This window comes from Actinomycetospora sp. CA-101289 (assembly GCF_050955895.1).
Classification (GTDB): domain Bacteria; phylum Actinomycetota; class Actinomycetes; order Mycobacteriales; family Pseudonocardiaceae; genus Actinomycetospora.
The window spans coordinates 574,076-591,108 of sequence record NZ_CP192093.1 but is presented as its reverse complement, the minus strand read 5'-3'; the positions used below and the strand labels follow the sequence as shown (position 1 = coordinate 591,108).

The following is a 17,033-nucleotide window of genomic DNA, read 5'->3' as shown; positions in this document are numbered from 1 at the left end:
ACGTGCTCAGCGGTCCGCACAGGGCTGGGCGGCGCGCTCGACGCGGTCGCGGACCTCGGCGAGGCGCGCGGCCAGCGCCGGGTCCGTCGGCGCGCCAGCGTCGCCCGGCGGGAGGGCGTGGAGGCGCTCGATGGCCTCGCGGGCCTCCGGCGTGATCGACATCGGGGCCGCGCCGCCGCTCCCCGGGCGCAGCCGGGCGGTGCAGGGCGCGGCGCCGTTGTCCGACGGCGCCGGGGTGGTGGCCGCGACGGGAGCGGGGGCGGCCTGGGGTGCCGGGGCGGGCGCGCCGGCGCAGCCGCCGAGGACGAGCAGGCCGGCGGCGACCGGTCCGACGACGAGCACCGGCAGACGGCGGAATCCCACGTTCGATCTCCTCGCGTTCGCGGGCGGCCGGTTCTCGGGGTGGCCGCCTCTCTGGAGATCACTCTGTCGACCGGGCGTGACACAGCTCTGTGGCGCCCGTGAGGGAACCCTGAGACGTGCCAGCGTGGGGGCCACGCTTGCACTCAACGCCAGGAAAGCCACATCCTCGCGCGGATCATGGACGACGAGGATCGCTACGCCGCCGCGGCGCCGGGCTGGGCGAGCGGCGCGTCGCGGGTCTACGGCCCGCTGGCCGCGCAGCTCGTCGCCCGCGCGCCCCATCCGCTGACCGGGCGCCGCGTCCTCGACGTCGGCGCCGGCACCGGCCTGGCGTCCGCGGCCCTGCGCGACGCCGGCGCGCGTCCCGTGGCCGTCGACCGCTCCCCCGCCATGCTCGCCCTCGACGCGGCGGACCGCCCGCCCGCGGTCGCCGGCGCCCTCGAGGCGCTGCCGGTGCGCGACGACGCGGTCGACGACGCCGTCGCCGCGTTCGTCCTCAACCACGTCGACGACCCGACCGCGGCCCTCGCCGAGCTCGCCCGCGTCGTCCGGCCGGGCGGGGCCGTGCTCGCCACCGTGGCCGCCGCGACGACGTCCCACCGCGCCGTGCGCGACCGCATCGACGCGGTCGTCGCCGACGCCGGCTTCGTCGCGCCGCCCTGGTACACGCACCTGACGACCGTCCAGGCGCCTCAGCTCGGCGACGTCCCCGCGATGTCCGCCGCCGCCCACGCGGCCGGGCTGGTGACCGTCGCCGTCACCGAGAACGCCGCCGACGTCGGGGTCGAGCGCGCCGAGGACCTCGTCGCCTACCGCCTCGGCCAGGCGCACGTCGCCGCCTGGCTCGCCGGTCTCGACGACGAGGAACGGGCGGCGCTGCACCGGGCCGCGGTCGCGGCCGTCGCCCCGGTGATGGAGCCCTACCGCCCGCCCGTGGTGACGCTGGTGGCCCGCACCCCTGTCCCCGCCCCGCGGCGCGGGGCAGCATGATCCCCCTACGCCAGCGAGAGGAGTCCGGTCGATGAGCGACGCCGTCGAGGTGACCCGCGACGACCAGGCCGCCGTGGCGGTCGTGCGGATGAACCGCCCGGACCGTCGCAACGCCCTGACCACCGAGCTCAAGGTGGCGCTGCGCGACGCGCTCGAGGAGGTCGGCCAGGACGACGGCGTGCGGGCCGTGGTGCTCGCCGCCGCCGGGCCCGCGTTCTGCGTCGGCCAGGACCTCGGCGAGCACGCCGAGACCCTGCGCTCGGGCGACCCGGACGCCATGCGCACCGTGCCCGAGCACTACAACCGCATCACCTCTGCGCTCGCGACGATGCCGAAGCCCGCGATTGCCGCGGTCGGCGGCACGTGCGTCGGCGCCGGCCTGGGCTTCGCGCTCGCCTGCGACCTGCGCCTCGCCGCCACCGGGGTCCGCTTCGCGACGGCCTTCGCGGGCATCGGCTTCGGTGGCGACTCGGGTCTCTCGGCCACCCTCGCCCACGCCGTCGGCGCCTCCCGGGCCACCGACCTGCTCATGCTCGGCGACAGCTTCACCGCCGAGCAGGCGCGCGACTGGGGCGTCGTGCGCGAGGTCGTCGCCGTCGAGGAGCTCGACGACCGCGCCCTCGCCCTGGCCCGCCGCCTCGCGAGCGGCCCGACGCGGGCCTACGCCGAGATCAAGGCCGCGATCGCGCTGGGCACCGTCTCGCCGCTGACGACGATCCTCGAGCACGAGGGCGCGGCACAGTCCCGCCTCGCCGCCACCGAGGACCACCGCAACGCCGTCGAGGCCTTCCTGTCCAAGGAGAAGCCGACCTTCACCGGGCACTGACCCCGTGCGCCGGCGCGTGGGGACCTGGGCGCGGCGGATCGGGCTCACACTCCTGGCCCTCGTCGCGCTGGTCTTCGCCGCATCCGCCGCCTACCTCGGCTGGGACCGCCTCGCCCCGGTCCGGCTCGACGTCCGCGCGCCCGGGTTCGACGTCGACGCCGCCGGGGTGCGCACGCACGTCGAGCACTGGCCGGCGGTGCGCCCGTCGGGACGTCCGCCGCTGGTGCTGGTGCCCGGCTTCGCCGAGTCGACCTACGCCTGGTCGCGGGTCGCGCCGCTGCTGGCCGCCGACCGCGACGTCTACGCCTACGACGTCCGCGGCTACGGGTTCACCGACTACGTGCCGCCCTACGACCTCGCGGCCGACACCGACCAGCTCGGCGGGGTCCTCGCCGCGCTGTCCCTCCAGCGACCGATCGTCGTCGGGCACTCCTCCGGCGTGGCGATCGCGCTGTCCTGGGCGCTGCGCGCGCCCGGCACGGTCACCGGCGTCGTCGCGGCCAACGGCGACGGCAGCCCGTACTTCGGCGCCGACCGCACGACCCCGGGCGGCGGCGGGCGCTGGCTCGTCGACCCGGTCGCGCCCGCGATCGTCACCGGCGTCGTCCGGCACCGCGCCCCGATCCGCTGGGTCGTCGGCGCCCAGTGCGGGCCGGGCTGCCCGGTGGACGACGGGGCGATCGACCGCTGGCGCGCCCCGTTCCTGCGCCCCGGCGGGGTCGACGCGCTGCTCGCGGTGGCGCGGCGCCCCCTCATCGGGCTGACCGACGCGCAGGTGGCCACGGTCGCCGTGCCCACCGCGGTGCTCTACAGCAGCGAGGACGGCAGCTTCGCGCGGTCCGACGCGCTCGCCACCGCCGCGCGCCTGCGCACCGACCGCGTCGCCGAGCTGCCCGGCGCCCGCCACCTCGCCCTGCTCGGCGAGCCGGAGCGCTTCGCCGCGGCCCTGGTCCCCCTGCTCGACGCGCTCGAGCAGCGCTAGACCCTGGCCTCCACGGCCGCGAGGATCGCGTCGATCGTCACCTGGGGGTTCGACACCATCGAGACGTGCGAGCCGACGACCTCGGAGATCGTCGACCCGGCCCGCTCGGCCATCTGCCGCTGCGTGCCCGGCGGGATCACCCTGTCCTCGGTGCCCACCACGGCCCAGCTCGGCAACGACTTCCAGGCGGCGTCCGTCCCGGGCGTGAGGTTCGCGCTCAGTGTGATCGGACGCTGGCTCTCGACGATCAGGGCGCGGTCGGCCTCGGGGAGGTCCTGCGCGAACGACCCGTGCACGGTGTCGGCCTTGAGGAAGGCCTCGACGTCGCCCTCCGGTGCCCCCGGGTACCCCGCGAGGTCGAGCACGGTGGTCGGGTCGGGGACGTCGAGCGCGGATCCCGATCCGCCCAGGATCTGGAAGACCGTCTCCCCCGCGTCGGGGATGAAGGCGTCGACGTAGACCAGGGCGCGCACGTCACCGGCCCCGGCGGCCGCGTTCGTGATCACGAAGCCGCCGTAGGAGTGGCCCACCAGGACGACGGGGCCGCTCACGCGCTGGGAGACGAACGAGGTGACGTAGGGAGCATCGGTCCCCACGCCGCGCAGCAGGTTGGGTGGCGTGAGCACCGACAGGCCACGACTCCGGAGCTCCGGCGCCACGAGGTTCCAGCTCGAGCCGTCCGCCCAGGCACCGTGGACCAGGATGATCGTCGCTTCCGGCACGTGGGCCTCCCGCAGTGTGTGGTCACTGTCGCTCGCGTGATCGACACTAGGGGGTGGTCGGTCCAGAGTTCAACGAACTATGTCAGCTGCGACTCCCGGTCGGCCCAGAACACCGCGCGCAGCTCGCGCTTAAGGATCTTGCCCGCGCCCGACTTGGGCAGCGGTTCGGTGCGCGTCTCGACCGTGCGCGGCACCTTGTAACCCGCGATCGTCGCGCGGCAGTGCGCGACGAGCTCCTCGGTGAACGCCGCGGGGTCGGCCGGCTCGGCGCGCAGCACGACGACGGCGTGGACGGCCTCGCCGAAGCGCTCGTGCGGCACGCCGAACACGGCCACCTCGACCACCGAGGGGTGCGCGAACAGCGCGTTCTCCACCTCGGCGCTGTACACGTTCTCGCCGCCCGAGACGATCATGTCCTTCGCCCGGTCGACGAGGAACAGGTGACCGCCCTCGTCGATCAGCCCGAGGTCACCGGAGCCGAACCAGCCGTCGTGCAACGCGGCCGCGGTCTCGGCGGGCTTGTTCCAGTAGCCGGCGGTGACGTTGGCGCCGCGGATCAGCACCTCGCCGACGACACCGGCCGGCAGCGCGGTGCGCTCGGCCGGGTCGACGACGACCACCTCGACGCCGACCGCCGCCCGCCCGCACGAGCGGGCCTGCGGGGAGTCGAGCAGGTGCTGCTCGCCGGGCAGCAGCGTGACGATCGGCGAGGTCTCCGTCAGCCCGTAGATGTGCAGCATCTCGGCCTCGGGGAACGCGGCGTGCGTGCGGCGCAGCAGCTCCACCGCCGCGGGCGAGGACCCGTGGGAGAGCCAGCGCAGGCTCTCGACGCGCCGCGGCCGCGCGCTCTGTTCGCTCGCCAGCGCGTCCATCATCGTCGGCACCACGAGCGTCGCGGTGACGCCGTGGCGCTCGACGAGGTCGAGGACGCCGTCGGCGCTGAACGCCGGGCACATCACCTGCGTGCCGCCCGCCCAGATCGTCGCGAGCGCCCCGATCGTGCCCGCGGCGTGGAACATGGGCGCGACGACGAGCCAGCGGGTGTCGGGCGTGAACGGCCAGCAGGCCATGAAGTGGAAGGCGTTGGCGACGAGGTTGCCGTGGGTGAGCATCACGCCCTTGGCCGCCCCGGTGGTGCCGCCGGTGTAGAAGATGCCGGCGAGGTCGTGCTCGGCGGGCTCGCGCAGCGGCTCGCGGGGGGTCGCGGCGGCGAGCAGCGTCTCGTACTCGCCGGCGGTGTCGACGACGCGCAGGTCGGCGTCGAGGTCGTCGAGGGCGCAGTCGGCGAACAGCACGCGGGCACCGGCGTCGCGCAGCGCGTAGTTCCGCTCCGCGGCGGTGTGCCGGACGTTGAGCGGGACGATGACCAGCCCGTGCGAGGGCAGCCCGAGGTAGAGCTCGAGGTAGCGGTGGCAGTTCGCGCCGAGCACGCCGACGCGGTCGCCCGGGCCGAGGCCGAGGTCGGCGAGCAGCCCGCCGAGGCGCGCGACGCGGTCGCCGACCTCGGCGTAGGTCAGCGTCCGGTCCCCGCACACCACCGCCTCGCGGTGCCGCGCCGTCGCCAGCGCCCGGCGCATCGAGGCGCCGACCGTGCGCGTCGCGCCCCGCCGGTCGCCCGCCGGTGGCAGGTCGTGGAGGGCCTCCTGCGTCGTCATCGACCACCTCGGGAGCCGCGTCGCCGGCGATCTGCAGGCGAACGATCGTTCGGTCGGGCGGGAAGCTACCAGCGGCGCGCCCCGCCCGGCCAGGGTCGAGGATGCGGCCTCCCGGGCGTCGAGGGCCAGCGTCCACCACTCCGGGGCGCACCGGGCCGTAGATTGCCGCTCGTGACCGGCACCCGGCCCCCCACCCACGAGGGCGAGCGATCCGCGGGCGGTGGACGGGAGCGACGGACGCGACAGGCCTACGACTCGACGAGCCTCGTCGAGGTGGCCGCCCGCGTGTTCAACGAGCGCGGCTACGACGCCACGAGCATGGAGGACCTGTCCGCCGCCGCGGGCATCACGAAGTCGTCCTTCTACCACCACGTGCGCGGCAAGGAGGCCCTGCTGCGCGCGGCGCTGGAGCGGGCGCTCGACGGGCTGTTCGGCATCCTCGACGAGCCCGCCGCGTCGAGCGGCAGCCCGCTGACCCGGCTGCGGCACATCGTGCGGCGCCAGGTCGAGGTGCTCGCCGCCGAGCTGCCCCACGTCACGCTGCTGCTGCGGCTGCGCGGCAACACCGAGACCGAGCGCTGGGCCCTCGAGCGCCGCCGGGAGTTCGACGCGACGATCACGCGCCTGGTGCGCGACGCGCAGGCCGCGGGCGAGCTGCGCGCGGGCTCCGACCCCGCCGTCGACGCCCGCCTGCTCTCGGGGCTCGTGAACTCGCTGGTCGAGTGGTACCGCCCCGGGCGGATGGCCGTCGACGCGCTCGTCGCCGAGGTCGACCGGATGGCGTTCGAGGGGCTGCGCGCGCAGGTGCCTGCGGACGACGGGCGCGCGTCCTAGGCTCGGCCGCGTGCCGCTGGAGTTCTCCGAGCAGCCCGAGACCGGTCTGGTCGCGGTGACGCTGACCGACGGCGACGGCGTCGTGCTGCAGACCCGCGTGGTGGCGGCCGACGAGATCGGGCGCATCGCTGCGCGCGCCCGGGCCGCGGTCGAGCACAGCGAGCGCACCGGCGGGCAGGGCCTCTACGTCACGCTCGACGAGCTCATCGACGGGACGTCAGGTCCCGCTTGAACCCGTGGTGGCTCGCGACGAAGCCGAGCCGCTCGTAGAACCGGTGCGCGCCGGTCCGCGACGCGTCGCTCGTCAGCTGCACCAGCCCGCACCCGCGGCGCGCGGCCTCCTCGACCGCCCAGCCCACCAGCGCGGCGCCGTACCCGTGGCCCCGCCGTGCCCCGCTGACGTGGACCGCCTCGAGCTGCGCGCGCCGGGTCCCGCGGCGCCCGAGGTTCGGCAGCACCGAGAGCTGCAGGGTCCCGACGGTCGTACCGTCGGCTTCGTCAAGGCAGACGAGCAGGTGCGCGGGGTCCGCGTCGATCTCGGCGAACGCCGCGGCGTACGGGGCGAGGTCGTCGAGCCCGTCGCCCCGCCCCGCGCTCACCGGGTCCTCGGCGATCAGGGCCACCAGGGCGGGCAGGTCCTCCGCCCGCGCCCGGCGCACGGTGAGCGCTCCGTCGGCGAGCGTCGCGAGCACGTCCATCGCGCGATCGTCCCCGCCCCTGACACCCCGCGCCGCGCCCGTCACGCTCGGTACGAGTTCCTCGCCCGACTGTCGCCCTTCCGACCGGACGGGTGCCGCCGGCGGCCACGGTGCGTCATGCTCGGCGGTGTCCGGGCCCGCCAGAGGGGATGTGCCGTGTGATCGCTGACTGGTTGCAGGCCATCCCGCCGCTGGCGGTGTACCTGACCGTCCTCGGGGTCGTGGGCATCGAGAGCCTGGGGATCCCGCTGCCGGGCGAGGTCGTGCTGGTCAGCGCCACGCTCATGGCGACGCGGCCCGAGCTCGCCATCTCGGCGGTCTGGGTGGCCGGAGCTGCGCTCGTGGGGGCGGTGGTCGGGGACTCGATCGGCTACGCCATCGGCCGGCGCTACGGCATCGGCCTGCTCCAGGCGGCGGGGCGACGCTTCCCGAAGCACTTCGGCCCCGCGCACCTCGGGCTCGCCGAGCGCGCCTTCGCGCGCTGGGGCGTGGTGACGGTGATCGTGGGCCGGTTCGTGGCGCTGCTGCGGATCCTCGCCGGGCCGCTCGCGGGCGCGCTGAAGATGCCGTACCGCAAGTTCATGCCGGCGAACTTCGTCGGCGGGCTGCTGTGGACCGTGGGCACCACCGCCGCGGTCTACGCCCTGGGGATCGCTGCCGAGACGTGGCTCAAGCGCTTCTCGTGGGCGGGGCTCGTGGTGGCGGTCGTCGTCGGGCTGGTCGTCGGGTTGCTGGTCAAGAAGCGCGTGATCGGCCTGCTCGCCCAGCCCGGGGAGGGTGCGCCCGCGTCCTGAGGGGTACTCCGCCCGTCCGTTCCGCCGGCAGGAGGTACCCGTGGCCGACACGCCCCCGTTCCCGGACTTCGACCACGCCACGGTCGACACCGTCAAGCACCGCATCCGCTCGCTCGAGCGCGACGAGGTCGAGAGCCTGCTCGACCACGAGCGCGCGCACTCCTCGCGCATGCCGGTGATCGAGGTGCTGCGCACGCGCCTGGGCGAGCTCGACGCGGGCGCGACGCCCTCGGGCGGCGACCAGCGCGAGGCACGCGAGGGGGGCACGGCCCACGGCTCGCCGGTCAACCCCGACGGCGCCGCCGAGCCCGGCCCACCCGACCGCCACGGCCTGCGCCAGGTCACCTGGGGTGGCTGACGCCATGTGAGCGCTTCTCGGTGCTCCGGCACCGAGAAGTGCTCACGTGCGCGGAGCGCACCTCACCGGGCGAAGCCGCGGCTGATGACCAGGCGCTGGATCTGGTTGGTGCCCTCGAAGATCTGCATGATCTTGGCCTCGCGCATGTAGCGCTCCACCGGGAAGTCGCGGGTGTAGCCGTAGCCGCCGAACACCTGCACCGCGTCGGTGGTCACCTTCATCGCCGCGTCGGTGGCGACGAGCTTGGCCACGCTCGCCTGCCGTCCGTAGGGCCGGCCGAGGTCGCGGCGGCGGGCGGCGTCCAGGTACGTCGCGCGCGCCGAGTCCACCGCCGCGGCCATGTCCGCCAGCACGAACCCCAGCCCCTGGTGGTCGACGATCTTCTTGCCGAACGTCGAGCGCTCGTTGGCGTAGTCGACCGCCGCGTCGAGCGCCGCCTGCGCCAGCCCCACCGCGCACGCCGCGATGCCCAGGCGCCCCGAGTCCAGGGCCGAGAACGCGATCTCCAGGCCCTGGCCCTCACGCCCGATCAGCCGGTCGGCCTCGAGCACCGCGCCGTCCCAGTTCGCCGTCGTCGTCGGGATCGCGTGCAGGCCCATCTTCTCCTCGGGCCGGCCCCAGCTGAGGCCCTCGACCTCGCCCGGCGCGAGGAAGCACGACACCCCGCGCGAGCCCTCGCCGGTGCGGGCGAAAAGCGCGTAGAAGTCGGCACGCCCGCCGTGGGTGATCCACGCCTTGGTGCCGGTGATCGCGTAGCCCCCCTCGACGGGCGACGCCTTGCACCGCAGCGCCGCCGCGTCGGAGCCGGCCTGCGGCTCGGACAGCGAGTAGCCCCCGATCAGGCCGCCGCCCAGCATCTCGGGCAGCCGCTGCTGCTGCTCGGCGGTGCCGAAGGTGAACAGCGGGAAGCACGACAGCGAGTGCACGCTCGTCGCCACGGCCACAGCCGCCCAGCGCGCCGCCAGCTCCTCGAGCACCTGCAGGTAGACCTCGTACGGCTGGCCCCCGCCGCCCACCTCCTCGGGGTACGGCAGACCGAGCAGCCCGGCCTCGCCGAGCGTCGCGAACAGGCCCTCGGGATAGGTCTCGGCGCGCTCGTGCTCCTCGACGCGCGTCGCGAGCTCCTTGTCCGCGAGGTCGCGGGTGAGGTCGAGCAGGTCCTCGGCCTCCTGGGTGGGCAGCAGCCGGTCGACGGGCATGGACGACACTCCTGTCAGTACTGAGATTGGTCCTAGAGTACCGATCACAGTGTCGCTAAGGTAGACCCGTGACCGCTCCGAGCCCGACGCGCCGCGGTGCCGCGCGCCACTCCGAGCTCTTCGACGCCCTCATCGCCCTGCTGCTCGCCGAGGGCTTCGCCCACCTCACCCTCGACGACGTCGCGGCCCGGCTGCGCTGCTCGAAGCGCACGCTCTACGCGCTCGCGGGGTCCAAGGAGCAGCTGGTGCGCGCGGCGGTCGTGCGCTTCTTCGAGCGCGCCACCACCCGGGTCGAGGCCGCCGTCGCCGCCTGCGCCGCGCCCGCCGACCGCGTCGCCGCCTACCTGCGCGCCGTGGCCGCCGAGCTCGCGCCCGCCTCGGCGCGGTTCTTCGACGACCTGGCCGCCTTCCCGCCCGCCGCCGAGGTCTACGCGCGCAACACCGAGGCCGCGGGGCGACGCGTCGGCGAGCTGATCGGCGAGGGCGTCGCGGCCGGCGTCTTCCGCGACGTCCCGGTGGCCTTCGCCTCCGAGGTGATCACGTCGACGATGGTGGCCATCCAGCAGCGGCGCATCGCCACCACCACCGGGCTCGCCGACGCCGAGGCGTACGAGGCCCTCGCCGCCCTGCTCCTGCACGGCCTGACGCGAGACTGAGGAAGATTTCTCCGCCGGACCTGTCGATCGGCGCCGGGCCGTTCGTGGAGGGGTGTACCGGCGCTGCGCCGGCCACCGCGACCGAGGAGGACCCCATGGCCCACTACCTGCTCAGCGTCATCCAGCCCAGCGAGGGCGAGCCGCCGGCCGAGGACGAGATGAACGCGATCATGGGTCGCGTCGCCCAGCTGCAGACCGACATGCAGGACGCCGGCGTCTGGGTGTTCTCCGGCGGGCTCGAGGCCCCGGACACCGCGACGGTCCTGGCCCGCAGCGGCGACGACGTCCTCGTCACCGACGGCCCGTTCGTCGAGCTCAAGGAGTACGTCGGCGGGCTGACGATCATCGACGCGCCGGACCTCGACGCCGCGCTGCACTGGGGCCGGCGCTCGACCGAGGCGATCGGCCTGCCGATCGAGGTCCGCCCCTTCCACTGGGCCCCGTGACGGGAGCCCCCTCCTCGGCGGCGATCACCCGCATCGTCGCCGAGGAGTACGGGCGCTGCGTCGCCACGCTCACCCGCGTCCTGGGCGACATCGACCTCGCCGAGGACGCGGTCCAGGACGCGCTCACCGTCGCGCTGGTCCGCTGGCCGGCCGACGGGGTCCCGCCCAACCCCGGCGGCTGGATCGTCACCACCGCGCGGCGCCGCGCACTCGACCGGCTGCGCCGCGACGCCCTCGGCCGGGACAAGGAGGCGCGCGCCGCCCGCGAGGCGGTGCCGCCCGACGAGGAGCCGGAGGCGCAGGACCCGCCGGATCCAACGGCCGACGAGGAGGGACCCGTGCACGACGACCGCCTGCGCATGGTGTTCACCTGCTGCCACCCCGCCCTCGCCCTGCCCGCCCGGGTCGCGCTGACCCTGCGCCTGCTCGGCGGGCTGACCACGCCCGAGATCGCCCGCGCCTTCCTCGTCCCCGAAGCCACGATGGCGCAGCGGATCGTCCGCGCGAAGAACAAGATCTGGGCCGCGCGCATCCCCTACCGGGTCCCGCACGACGCCGACCTGCCCGACCGCCTGCCCGGCGTGCTCGCCGTCGTCTACCTCGTCTTCACCGAGGGGCACGCGACGAGCACCCGCGACGACCTCGCCGCCGAGGCGATCCGCCTGGGTCGCCTGCTCGCCGAGCTGATGCCCGACGAGCCCGAGGTGCTGGGCCTGCTCGCGCTGATGCTGCTGACCGAGGCGCGCCGGCCGGCCCGCACCGCGCCCGACGGCACCCGCGTGCTGCTCGCCGACCAGGACCGGGCGCGCTGGGACCAGGACCTCGTCGTCGAGGGACTCGACCTCGTCCGGCGGTGCCTGCGCCACGACCGGCCGGGGCCGTACCAGGTGCAGGCGGCGATCAACGCGGTGCACGCGTCCGCGCCCGACGCCGCCGCGACCGACTGGCGCCAGGTCGTCGCCCTGCACGACCAGCTCCTGGCCCTCGCGCCGAACCCCGTCGTCGCCCTCAACCGGGCGGTGGCCGTGGCCGAGACCGAGGGGCCGGCGGCGGCGCTCGTGATCGTCGACGCGCTCGCCGAGCGGCTCGACCGCTACCACCTGCTGCACGCGGTGCGCGCCGACCTCCTGCGCCGCCTCGGGCGCGACGACGAGGCCCGCACCGCGCTGGACGCCGCCCTGGCGCGCACCGACGACCCGGACGACCGGGCGCTGCTCACCGCGCGACGGGGCTGACTCCGGTCCCGACCGGGCGGGCCCGCCGGGCAGGATGGGGGCCATGACCGCGCAGGACCCCGCGCCGGAGATGCGCATCGGCGACCGCGAGCGCCGCGCCACCGACGACCGCCTCCGCGCGGCGCTCGACGACGGCGTCCTCACGGTCGTGGAGTACGACGAGCGCGTGCAGCAGTGCTGGGCCTCGCGCACGCAGCGGGAGCTGGACACGCTGGTGGTCGACCTGCCCGCGTCGTCGGCCGTGGCGTCCGCGCCGGCCACTTCCGAGTCGCCGGCGGTGTCGCCGGGGACGTCGACGCCCCGGCCGCCGTGGCGCGAGCGCCTCGGCCGGGCGGTCGTGCCGCTCGTGCTGGCCGGGGTCGCGGTGTTCGTGGGCGGGCACCTCGTCACCGCCGACGACGGCGGCTCGGTCTTCGGCAGCCGCACGGTCACGGTGGCGCCGGGCGACCCGGAGGTGCAGGTCGGGACGCTGTTCGGCAGGACGCAGGTGGTCGTGCCGCCGGGCGTCGCCGTGCGCACCACCGGCACGATGATCTTCGGCAGCACCGAGTGCGAGCAGGCCTGCGCGGTCCCGCCGGGCGCGCCGACGCAGCCCGAGCTGGTCGTCGACGCCAACGGCGCGTTCGGGTCGGTCGAGATCGTCACGCCGGGCGAGGCCGCGACGGGCGGGCTCGACCGGGACGGCGACCGGGACGACGACGACGACTGACCCAGCGTGACCGGCCGGTCGCGCAGAGAATTGCTGCTCAGGGGCCGGAACATCCCCGCCCGCTCGCACCGTCACAGTGCCGAGAGCCCACCCACCGGGCACCGAGCACACACCGAGAGCGAGCAGCCGCCATGAGCACCGACGCCACCGACCGCCACTTCGCATCCGACGGCAACATCTACGAGGCCGACGGCACCCAGGTGGGCACCTACCAGCTCGACGAGCACGGCCACCTCGAGTCCACCGCCACCGACGAGGACGGCAACGGCTACATCGACACCATCGTCGCCGACACCGACCACAACGGCAGCTTCGAGACCGGCGTCGTGGACACCAACGCCGACGGCTACGGCGAGACGATCCTCGTCGACACCGACAACGACGGGGACTTCGACTCCTCGGCGGTCGACACCAACGCCGACGGGAACTACGAAACCTTCGCCAGCGACCCCAACGGCTTCTGACCCCCACGTGAGCGATCTTCTGAGCTATAGCTCAGAAGATCACGCACATAGGACACGGCCCGGGACCCCCAACGCAGGGGTCCCGGGCCGTCGTCGTGTGCGGCCTCGTGCTCAGAGGCGGAACTGCCCCAGCTCCGCGGCGAGCGCCTCGGGCGGGTCGTGCAGCTCGACGCGCGCCTCGCGCGCCAGGCACCGGATGCGCAGCCGCGCGAGCACGCGGGCCAGGCCGGCGTCGCAGTGGTCGAGCCCCGAGAGGTCGATGACGAGCTCGGTGCGCGCCTGGCGCTCGACCTCGGCGGCCAGCGCCCGCAGGCGCTCGCGGCCCGCCCGGTCGAAGCGCCCGCGCAGAGCGAGGGCCACGCAGCCGGGGCCGTAGCGGCGCACACCGACCGCGGCCCGGCGGTTGCCGGTGCTCGCGGGCTCGGCCTGCAGGACGGCCTCGGCGACCGCCGCGCGGCGGCGCTCGGGGAGATCGGCGGGCAGGTCGACGTCGGCGGTGCGCGCCCGGACCGGCGCTTCGGAGTCGATGGTCATCGGGCCCTCCTCGTGCGACCGCGTGCGTCCACCCCGGGAGAGGGGGATCCGCTCGATCCGTCGCGGCGTGGAGGTCTCAACCGCTGCTGTGACGAGGAGGTTACCCGCTGCGACGGTCCAGCGCACGGATCGGTCGTCGCGGAGCTCATCCCGCGCCTCGCGGGCCGGACCGGAAGCGCTGCCCGTCGACCTCGAGGAGCAGCGCCGCCAGCTCGCGGCGCAGCTGCAGGATGCGGGCGGCGCGACGGTCGTCGTCCGGGCGCTGACGCTCGGCCTGCACCGCGTCGAGGATGGCGAACGCGCGCTCGAAGCGCGGGTCGAGCGCGGCGTCGACGTGCTCCCGCCAGGCGGCGGAGTCGGCGCTCGGCGCAGCGGGCCGGTCGGGAGGGTCGTGGGACTCGTTCATGTGGCTGCTCCGGGGAGGCGGCGCGCCCGGGAGCGGGCGCGCGTGGCTGGCGTCGGGCCACCGCCACAGGTCTCGAGCGGTCGTGCGACGGGCACGGACCCGTCAGGAGATGCGGGCCGCCGACCCGCCCTCGTAGGGAGAGGTACCCGGAGCGGCGGGGATGACATGCATCTCCGCCAATCCTCGCAAATGGGACGCGAATCCGTCAGGGGCCCGCGCCGACGTCCGCGCGCTCGTCGCCACCGGGTGCGCGGGGTCGCGGACCACGCGCAGGCCTGCCTCGTCGAGGCGGCGCACCAGGGCCACGTCCTCCCCCGACACGAGCGGCGGGAAGCCGCCCACCGCGCGGTAGGCGTGCGCGGCGACACCGAGGCTCGCGCCGTGCACGTGGCGGTGCCGGTCGCCCGCGGCCCGGTCCGCGTACGCGGCGCGGTACCGCACACGGACCCGCGCGGGCAGGCCCGACCAGTCGGCCACCTCGACCGTGCCCGCCCACGCGTCGGCGCCCGCGTCCCGGGCGTCGAGCTGCGCGACGAGCCAGTCCGGGGGGACCACCGAGTCGGCGTCGGTGGTGGCCAGCCAGGTCACCGGGCGCCCGGGTCGCGACAGCAGCACCGACGCGCCCGCCGCCCGCGCCCGCCCGACGTTGTGCGCCGCGACGCGCACCGCGCCGACGCGGTGGCGCCGCGCGAGCGCCTCGGTGCCGTCGGTGCAGTCGTCGGCGACGACCACGACGCCCACCCGGGCCCGGTCGGCCACCGCGCGCGCCGCGGTCCGCAGCCCCGCCAGGCAGTCGGCGAGCAGCTCCTCCTCGTCGTGCGCGGGGACCACGACACCGATCCGGGGGGTGCTCACCGCAGGCCCGTCTCCTCGGCGACCGAGCGCGCCTCCGGCGGCACGCGCGCGTAGACCTCGAGGCGGAAGTCGGCCTCGTCGTGGCGCACCGTGCGCGCGAAGGCCGGGCGGGCGGCCAGCTCGTCGTGCACCTGCGTGCCCTCGACGGGGTACTCCGGCGCCTCGCGCAGCCAGTGCACGGCGACGAGGTGACCACCCGAGCGCAGGCGCTCCTCGACGGCGCGCCAGAACGTCTCGCGGTCGCCGGCGTCGAGGTAGTAGACGAGCTCGGAGACCACGACGAGGTCGAAGGTGCCCTCCGGCGCGCGGGCCGGCAGCGCGGCCTGCTCGACGCGGACGTGGTCACGGCCGGCGAGCCGCTCCCGCGCCGTCGCCACCGCCCGCGCCACCGGGTCCCAGCTGACGAGCTCGTCGCAGCGCTCCGCGAGCCCCGCGGTGAGCGCGCCGCCCGCGCAGCCGGGCTCGAACGCCCGCGCGTAGCGCTCGCGGGGCAGGGCGGCGAGCACGCAGGCGCGCTTGCGCTCCTCGTACCAGCCGTGCTCGATGCCCCACGGGTCGTCCTCGCGGGCGTAGATGTCGTCGAAGTGCTCAGGGGGCAGGCTCACCGGGGCCCCCAGACGATCTCGGCGTCGCGCCGGAAGCGCGCGAGCACCGGCGCGGCGAGGATCGCCGCGTCCCGCGGGTCGGGCGACAGCGGCGCGATCTGGGTGGTGAAGCAGGCGAGGGCCGCGGCCTTCGCGGCGGCCGCCCCCGCGGGCAGGACCAGGCGGCGGGCCCCGGCGAACGACACCGTGCCGGGGCGGGCCCAGTGCCAGAGCCACACCGGGTAGCGCCAGCACGTCACCCCGGCCTCCGCCGCCGCCCGTGCGCCGCCGTCGGCGGTGGCGTCGTGGTCGGGGTGGCCGTCGCCGGCGACGGGGACGAGCACCGTGTCGCGGGCGCGCAGCAGCGGGGCGAGCCGCGCGGCGACGTCGTCGGCGCGGACGCCGGCGTCGGGCAGCCCGAGCCGGTGCACCGCGGGCGTCCCGAGGCCCAGGGCGGCGAGGGCGTGCTCGCGCTCCACCGCGCGGCGCTCCGCGAGCTGCGCCGGCGTCAGCGTCGGGCTCCCCGGGTGCGAGCCCTCGCCGTCGGTGACGGCGACGACCGCGACCTCGCTGCCCACAGCGGCCCAGACGGCGAGCGTGCCGCCGGCGCCGAGCACCTCGTCGTCGGGGTGCGGGGCGACCACGACGACCCGCCCGGGCGGGCGCACGGCGGCCGGGTCGGCGGCGGTCACGGCGTCGAGGCCGCCGGGGCCCCACCACACGTCCTCCGAGGTCCCGTCCCCGCGCAGCGACGGCGCGCTCACAGGAGCGGGTCCGCTTCATCGACCAGCTCCCCCAGCGTCGCCAGGTCGCGCTCGGCGTGGCTCTGGCGGACGTAGACCTCGAGGTCGGCGACGCGCTGCGCGTGCTCGGCGTCGCGCACCACCGGGACGGGACCCAGCGCGCGCCCCGTGCGGGTCAGCGCGCTCTCCACCGCCGTCTCGACCACCGCCCGCACCTGCAGCGCGCGGCGACGGGACGCGGGCACGCTCTCGGCCGGCCCGTCGTCGAGCACCGCGGCGGCCTCGCGCAGCACCGCCCGGGCGGCGGCGAGGGCGGCGTCGACCGCACCGAGGTGGGCCAGGCCGTGGGGGTCGAGGCGGCCGTCGGCGCCGGCCCGGCGCAGCGGCGCCGCGACCCCGACCGCCCCGCCGAACCAGGCCGCCGCGACGGCGATCGCACCGTGCCAGAAGCCGGGGCGCTCGAGGTAGGCCTCGGGTCCGCCGACCGGCTCCGCCACGACGTCGTCGAGGTCGACGGTGGCCGCGGCGCTGCCGCGCATGCCGAGGGCGCGCCACTCCCCCGCGTGCACCGTGATCCCGGCGGCCGCGAGGTCGACGGCGAACAGGCGACGTCCGTCGTCGGCGTGGGTGGTGACCAGCGCGTGCGTGCACGGTCCGGCCGCGCCCGAACAGAACGGCTTGCGGCCCGCGAGCCGCCACCGCCCACCCGCGTCGGGCTTCGCGCGCACCCGGTCGGCGCCGGACTCCGCGGCGTAGACGCCCCAGCACGAGCCGGGCGGCAGCGTGCCGCCGTCGACCTCGTGGCGGATCGTCAGTGCGTCGAGGTGGGCCTCGGCCAGCCGCGCGACGTCGAGATCCGCGGCGGCGGCGCGGGCGAGCACCGAGAAGTTGTGCCGCGTGCGACCGTCGCCCCGCGGCGAGGGCTCGGTGCGGAACGTCGCCAGCACGGGGAGCACCGCCTCGCGCGGGGTCATCGCTCT

Annotated in this window: 23 protein-coding genes; 12 read left to right on the top strand and 11 right to left on the bottom strand. The window is 76.0% G+C overall.

Going from position 1 to position 17,033, the window contains the following annotated elements; genetic code table 11:
- Window positions 1-6: 6 nt before the first annotated feature.
- Window positions 7-363, bottom strand: a complete 357-nt coding sequence (locus tag ACQPX6_RS02890; protein ID WP_433785299.1) for a hypothetical protein — start codon at window positions 361-363, stop codon at window positions 7-9.
- A gap of 177 nt (window positions 364-540) precedes the next feature.
- Here ACQPX6_RS02890 and ACQPX6_RS02885 point away from each other — a divergent pair, with 177 nt between their 5' ends.
- Genes ACQPX6_RS02885 through ACQPX6_RS02875 form a run of 3 tightly spaced genes read left to right on the top strand, consistent with a single transcriptional unit; the run spans window position 541 to window position 3,161 of the window.
- Window positions 541-1,353, top strand: a complete 813-nt coding sequence (locus tag ACQPX6_RS02885) for a class I SAM-dependent methyltransferase (protein ID WP_433785298.1) — start codon at window positions 541-543, stop codon at window positions 1,351-1,353.
- Between the two features lie 31 nt (window positions 1,354-1,384).
- Window positions 1,385-2,179: an enoyl-CoA hydratase/isomerase family protein gene (locus tag ACQPX6_RS02880; protein ID WP_433785296.1), complete on the top strand. Its 795-nt coding sequence runs from the start codon at window positions 1,385-1,387 to the stop codon at window positions 2,177-2,179.
- Window positions 2,180-2,183: 4 nt separating this feature from the next.
- Window positions 2,184-3,161, top strand: coding sequence for an alpha/beta fold hydrolase (locus tag ACQPX6_RS02875; RefSeq protein ID WP_433785294.1), 978 nt, complete (start codon window positions 2,184-2,186; stop codon window positions 3,159-3,161).
- On the opposite strand, the gene ACQPX6_RS02870 is transcribed toward ACQPX6_RS02875, so the two are convergent.
- A complete protein-coding gene (locus ACQPX6_RS02870; protein WP_433785292.1) occupies window positions 3,158-3,883 on the bottom strand; it encodes an alpha/beta fold hydrolase in 726 nt (241 codons plus the stop codon). The two genes, ACQPX6_RS02875 and ACQPX6_RS02870, sit on opposite strands and share 4 nt — an antisense overlap.
- A gap of 77 nt (window positions 3,884-3,960) precedes the next feature.
- Window positions 3,961-5,538 carry a class I adenylate-forming enzyme family protein gene (locus ACQPX6_RS02865; RefSeq protein ID WP_433785291.1) on the bottom strand — a complete coding sequence of 526 codons (1,578 nt, stop codon included), beginning with the start codon at window positions 5,536-5,538 and terminating at the stop codon, window positions 3,961-3,963.
- 171 nt (window positions 5,539-5,709) lie between these two features.
- On the opposite strand from ACQPX6_RS02865, the gene ACQPX6_RS02860 reads away from it, so the two are divergent.
- Window positions 5,710-6,372: a TetR/AcrR family transcriptional regulator gene (locus ACQPX6_RS02860; RefSeq protein WP_433785289.1), complete on the top strand. Its 663-nt coding sequence runs from the start codon at window positions 5,710-5,712 to the stop codon at window positions 6,370-6,372.
- A 10-nt stretch (window positions 6,373-6,382) separates the two neighbouring features.
- Entirely contained in the window at window positions 6,383-6,604 is a 222-nt protein-coding gene (locus ACQPX6_RS02855) for a hypothetical protein (RefSeq protein ID WP_433785288.1), read from the top strand.
- Here the strand turns inward: ACQPX6_RS02855 and ACQPX6_RS02850 are convergent.
- Window positions 6,576-7,070, bottom strand: a complete 495-nt coding sequence (locus ACQPX6_RS02850) for an N-acetyltransferase family protein (protein WP_433785286.1) — start codon at window positions 7,068-7,070, stop codon at window positions 6,576-6,578. The two genes, ACQPX6_RS02855 and ACQPX6_RS02850, sit on opposite strands and share 29 nt — an antisense overlap.
- Window positions 7,071-7,219: 149 nt before the next feature.
- On the opposite strand from ACQPX6_RS02850, the gene ACQPX6_RS02845 reads away from it, so the two are divergent.
- On the top strand, window positions 7,220-7,864 hold the full coding sequence (locus ACQPX6_RS02845; protein ID WP_433785284.1) for a DedA family protein: 645 nt from the start codon (window positions 7,220-7,222) through the stop codon (window positions 7,862-7,864).
- 40 nt (window positions 7,865-7,904) lie between these two features.
- On the top strand, window positions 7,905-8,222 hold the full coding sequence (locus ACQPX6_RS02840; RefSeq protein WP_433785282.1) for a hypothetical protein: 318 nt from the start codon (window positions 7,905-7,907) through the stop codon (window positions 8,220-8,222).
- Window positions 8,223-8,284: 62 nt separating this feature from the next.
- Here ACQPX6_RS02840 and ACQPX6_RS02835 read toward each other — a convergent pair whose 3' ends face one another.
- Window positions 8,285-9,421 (bottom strand): acyl-CoA dehydrogenase family protein, encoded by a 1,137-nt coding sequence (locus tag ACQPX6_RS02835; RefSeq protein ID WP_433785281.1) that lies wholly within the window; start codon window positions 9,419-9,421, stop codon window positions 8,285-8,287.
- Between the two features lie 68 nt (window positions 9,422-9,489).
- Between ACQPX6_RS02835 and ACQPX6_RS02830 the strand changes: the two genes are divergently transcribed.
- The 5 genes from ACQPX6_RS02830 to ACQPX6_RS02810 all read left to right on the top strand — a co-directional run bounded on the left by ACQPX6_RS02830 (window position 9,490) and on the right by ACQPX6_RS02810 (window position 12,931).
- Window positions 9,490-10,077, top strand: a complete 588-nt coding sequence (locus ACQPX6_RS02830; RefSeq protein ID WP_433785279.1) for a TetR/AcrR family transcriptional regulator — start codon at window positions 9,490-9,492, stop codon at window positions 10,075-10,077.
- Window positions 10,078-10,172: 95 nt separating this feature from the next.
- A complete protein-coding gene (locus ACQPX6_RS02825) occupies window positions 10,173-10,523 on the top strand; it encodes a YciI family protein (RefSeq protein WP_433788177.1) in 351 nt (116 codons plus the stop codon).
- Window positions 10,511-11,758 carry an RNA polymerase sigma factor gene (locus tag ACQPX6_RS02820; protein WP_433788176.1) on the top strand — a complete coding sequence of 416 codons (1,248 nt, stop codon included), beginning with the start codon at window positions 10,511-10,513 and terminating at the stop codon, window positions 11,756-11,758. Before ACQPX6_RS02825 ends, ACQPX6_RS02820 begins: the two co-directional genes overlap by 13 nt.
- Window positions 11,759-11,801: 43 nt before the next feature.
- On the top strand, window positions 11,802-12,467 hold the full coding sequence (locus tag ACQPX6_RS02815; protein WP_433785277.1) for a DUF1707 SHOCT-like domain-containing protein: 666 nt from the start codon (window positions 11,802-11,804) through the stop codon (window positions 12,465-12,467).
- 131 nt (window positions 12,468-12,598) lie between these two features.
- Complete coding sequence (locus ACQPX6_RS02810; RefSeq protein WP_433785275.1) at window positions 12,599-12,931, top strand: hypothetical protein; 333 nt, start codon at window positions 12,599-12,601, stop codon at window positions 12,929-12,931.
- A 111-nt stretch (window positions 12,932-13,042) separates the two neighbouring features.
- Here the strand turns inward: ACQPX6_RS02810 and ACQPX6_RS02805 are convergent, their stop codons facing one another.
- The 6 genes from ACQPX6_RS02805 to ACQPX6_RS02780 form a co-directional block, all read right to left on the bottom strand.
- Window positions 13,043-13,465, bottom strand: a complete 423-nt coding sequence (locus ACQPX6_RS02805; RefSeq protein ID WP_433785273.1) for an STAS domain-containing protein — start codon at window positions 13,463-13,465, stop codon at window positions 13,043-13,045.
- Window positions 13,466-13,610: 145 nt separating this feature from the next.
- Window positions 13,611-13,871, bottom strand: a complete 261-nt coding sequence (locus tag ACQPX6_RS02800; protein WP_433785271.1) for a hypothetical protein — start codon at window positions 13,869-13,871, stop codon at window positions 13,611-13,613.
- Window positions 13,872-13,973: 102 nt separating this feature from the next.
- Window positions 13,974-14,726 (bottom strand): glycosyltransferase, encoded by a 753-nt coding sequence (locus ACQPX6_RS02795; protein ID WP_433785270.1) that lies wholly within the window; start codon window positions 14,724-14,726, stop codon window positions 13,974-13,976.
- Window positions 14,723-15,331, bottom strand: a complete 609-nt coding sequence (locus ACQPX6_RS02790) for a class I SAM-dependent methyltransferase (protein WP_433785268.1) — start codon at window positions 15,329-15,331, stop codon at window positions 14,723-14,725. Before ACQPX6_RS02790 ends, ACQPX6_RS02795 begins: the two co-directional genes overlap by 4 nt.
- Window positions 15,328-16,074 (bottom strand): PIG-L deacetylase family protein, encoded by a 747-nt coding sequence (locus ACQPX6_RS02785; RefSeq protein WP_433785267.1) that lies wholly within the window; start codon window positions 16,072-16,074, stop codon window positions 15,328-15,330. Before ACQPX6_RS02785 ends, ACQPX6_RS02790 begins: the two co-directional genes overlap by 4 nt.
- Window positions 16,071-17,027: an acyl-CoA dehydrogenase family protein gene (locus ACQPX6_RS02780; RefSeq protein WP_433785266.1), complete on the bottom strand. Its 957-nt coding sequence runs from the start codon at window positions 17,025-17,027 to the stop codon at window positions 16,071-16,073. The genes ACQPX6_RS02785 and ACQPX6_RS02780 overlap by 4 nt, the downstream gene beginning before the upstream one ends.
- Between the last annotated feature and the right edge of the window lie 6 nt (window positions 17,028-17,033).

Coding starts and splice junctions, on each gene's coding strand:
- ACQPX6_RS02805 (WP_433785273.1), bottom strand. CDS start 13,465: ATGACCATCGACTCCGAAGCGCCGGTCCGGGCGCGCACCGCCGACGTC.
- ACQPX6_RS02825 (WP_433788177.1), top strand. CDS start 10,173: ATGGCCCACTACCTGCTCAGCGTCATCCAGCCCAGCGAGGGCGAGCCG.
- ACQPX6_RS02885 (WP_433785298.1), top strand. CDS start 541: ATGGACGACGAGGATCGCTACGCCGCCGCGGCGCCGGGCTGGGCGAGC.
- ACQPX6_RS02850 (WP_433785286.1), bottom strand. CDS start 7,070: ATGGACGTGCTCGCGACGCTCGCCGACGGAGCGCTCACCGTGCGCCGG.
- ACQPX6_RS02880 (WP_433785296.1), top strand. CDS start 1,385: ATGAGCGACGCCGTCGAGGTGACCCGCGACGACCAGGCCGCCGTGGCG.
- ACQPX6_RS02845 (WP_433785284.1), top strand. CDS start 7,220: ATGTGCCGTGTGATCGCTGACTGGTTGCAGGCCATCCCGCCGCTGGCG.
- ACQPX6_RS02835 (WP_433785281.1), bottom strand. CDS start 9,421: ATGCCCGTCGACCGGCTGCTGCCCACCCAGGAGGCCGAGGACCTGCTC.
- ACQPX6_RS02815 (WP_433785277.1), top strand. CDS start 11,802: ATGACCGCGCAGGACCCCGCGCCGGAGATGCGCATCGGCGACCGCGAG.
- ACQPX6_RS02865 (WP_433785291.1), bottom strand. CDS start 5,538: ATGACGACGCAGGAGGCCCTCCACGACCTGCCACCGGCGGGCGACCGG.
- ACQPX6_RS02800 (WP_433785271.1), bottom strand. CDS start 13,871: ATGAACGAGTCCCACGACCCTCCCGACCGGCCCGCTGCGCCGAGCGCC.
- ACQPX6_RS02780 (WP_433785266.1), bottom strand. CDS start 17,027: ATGACCCCGCGCGAGGCGGTGCTCCCCGTGCTGGCGACGTTCCGCACC.
- ACQPX6_RS02810 (WP_433785275.1), top strand. CDS start 12,599: ATGAGCACCGACGCCACCGACCGCCACTTCGCATCCGACGGCAACATC.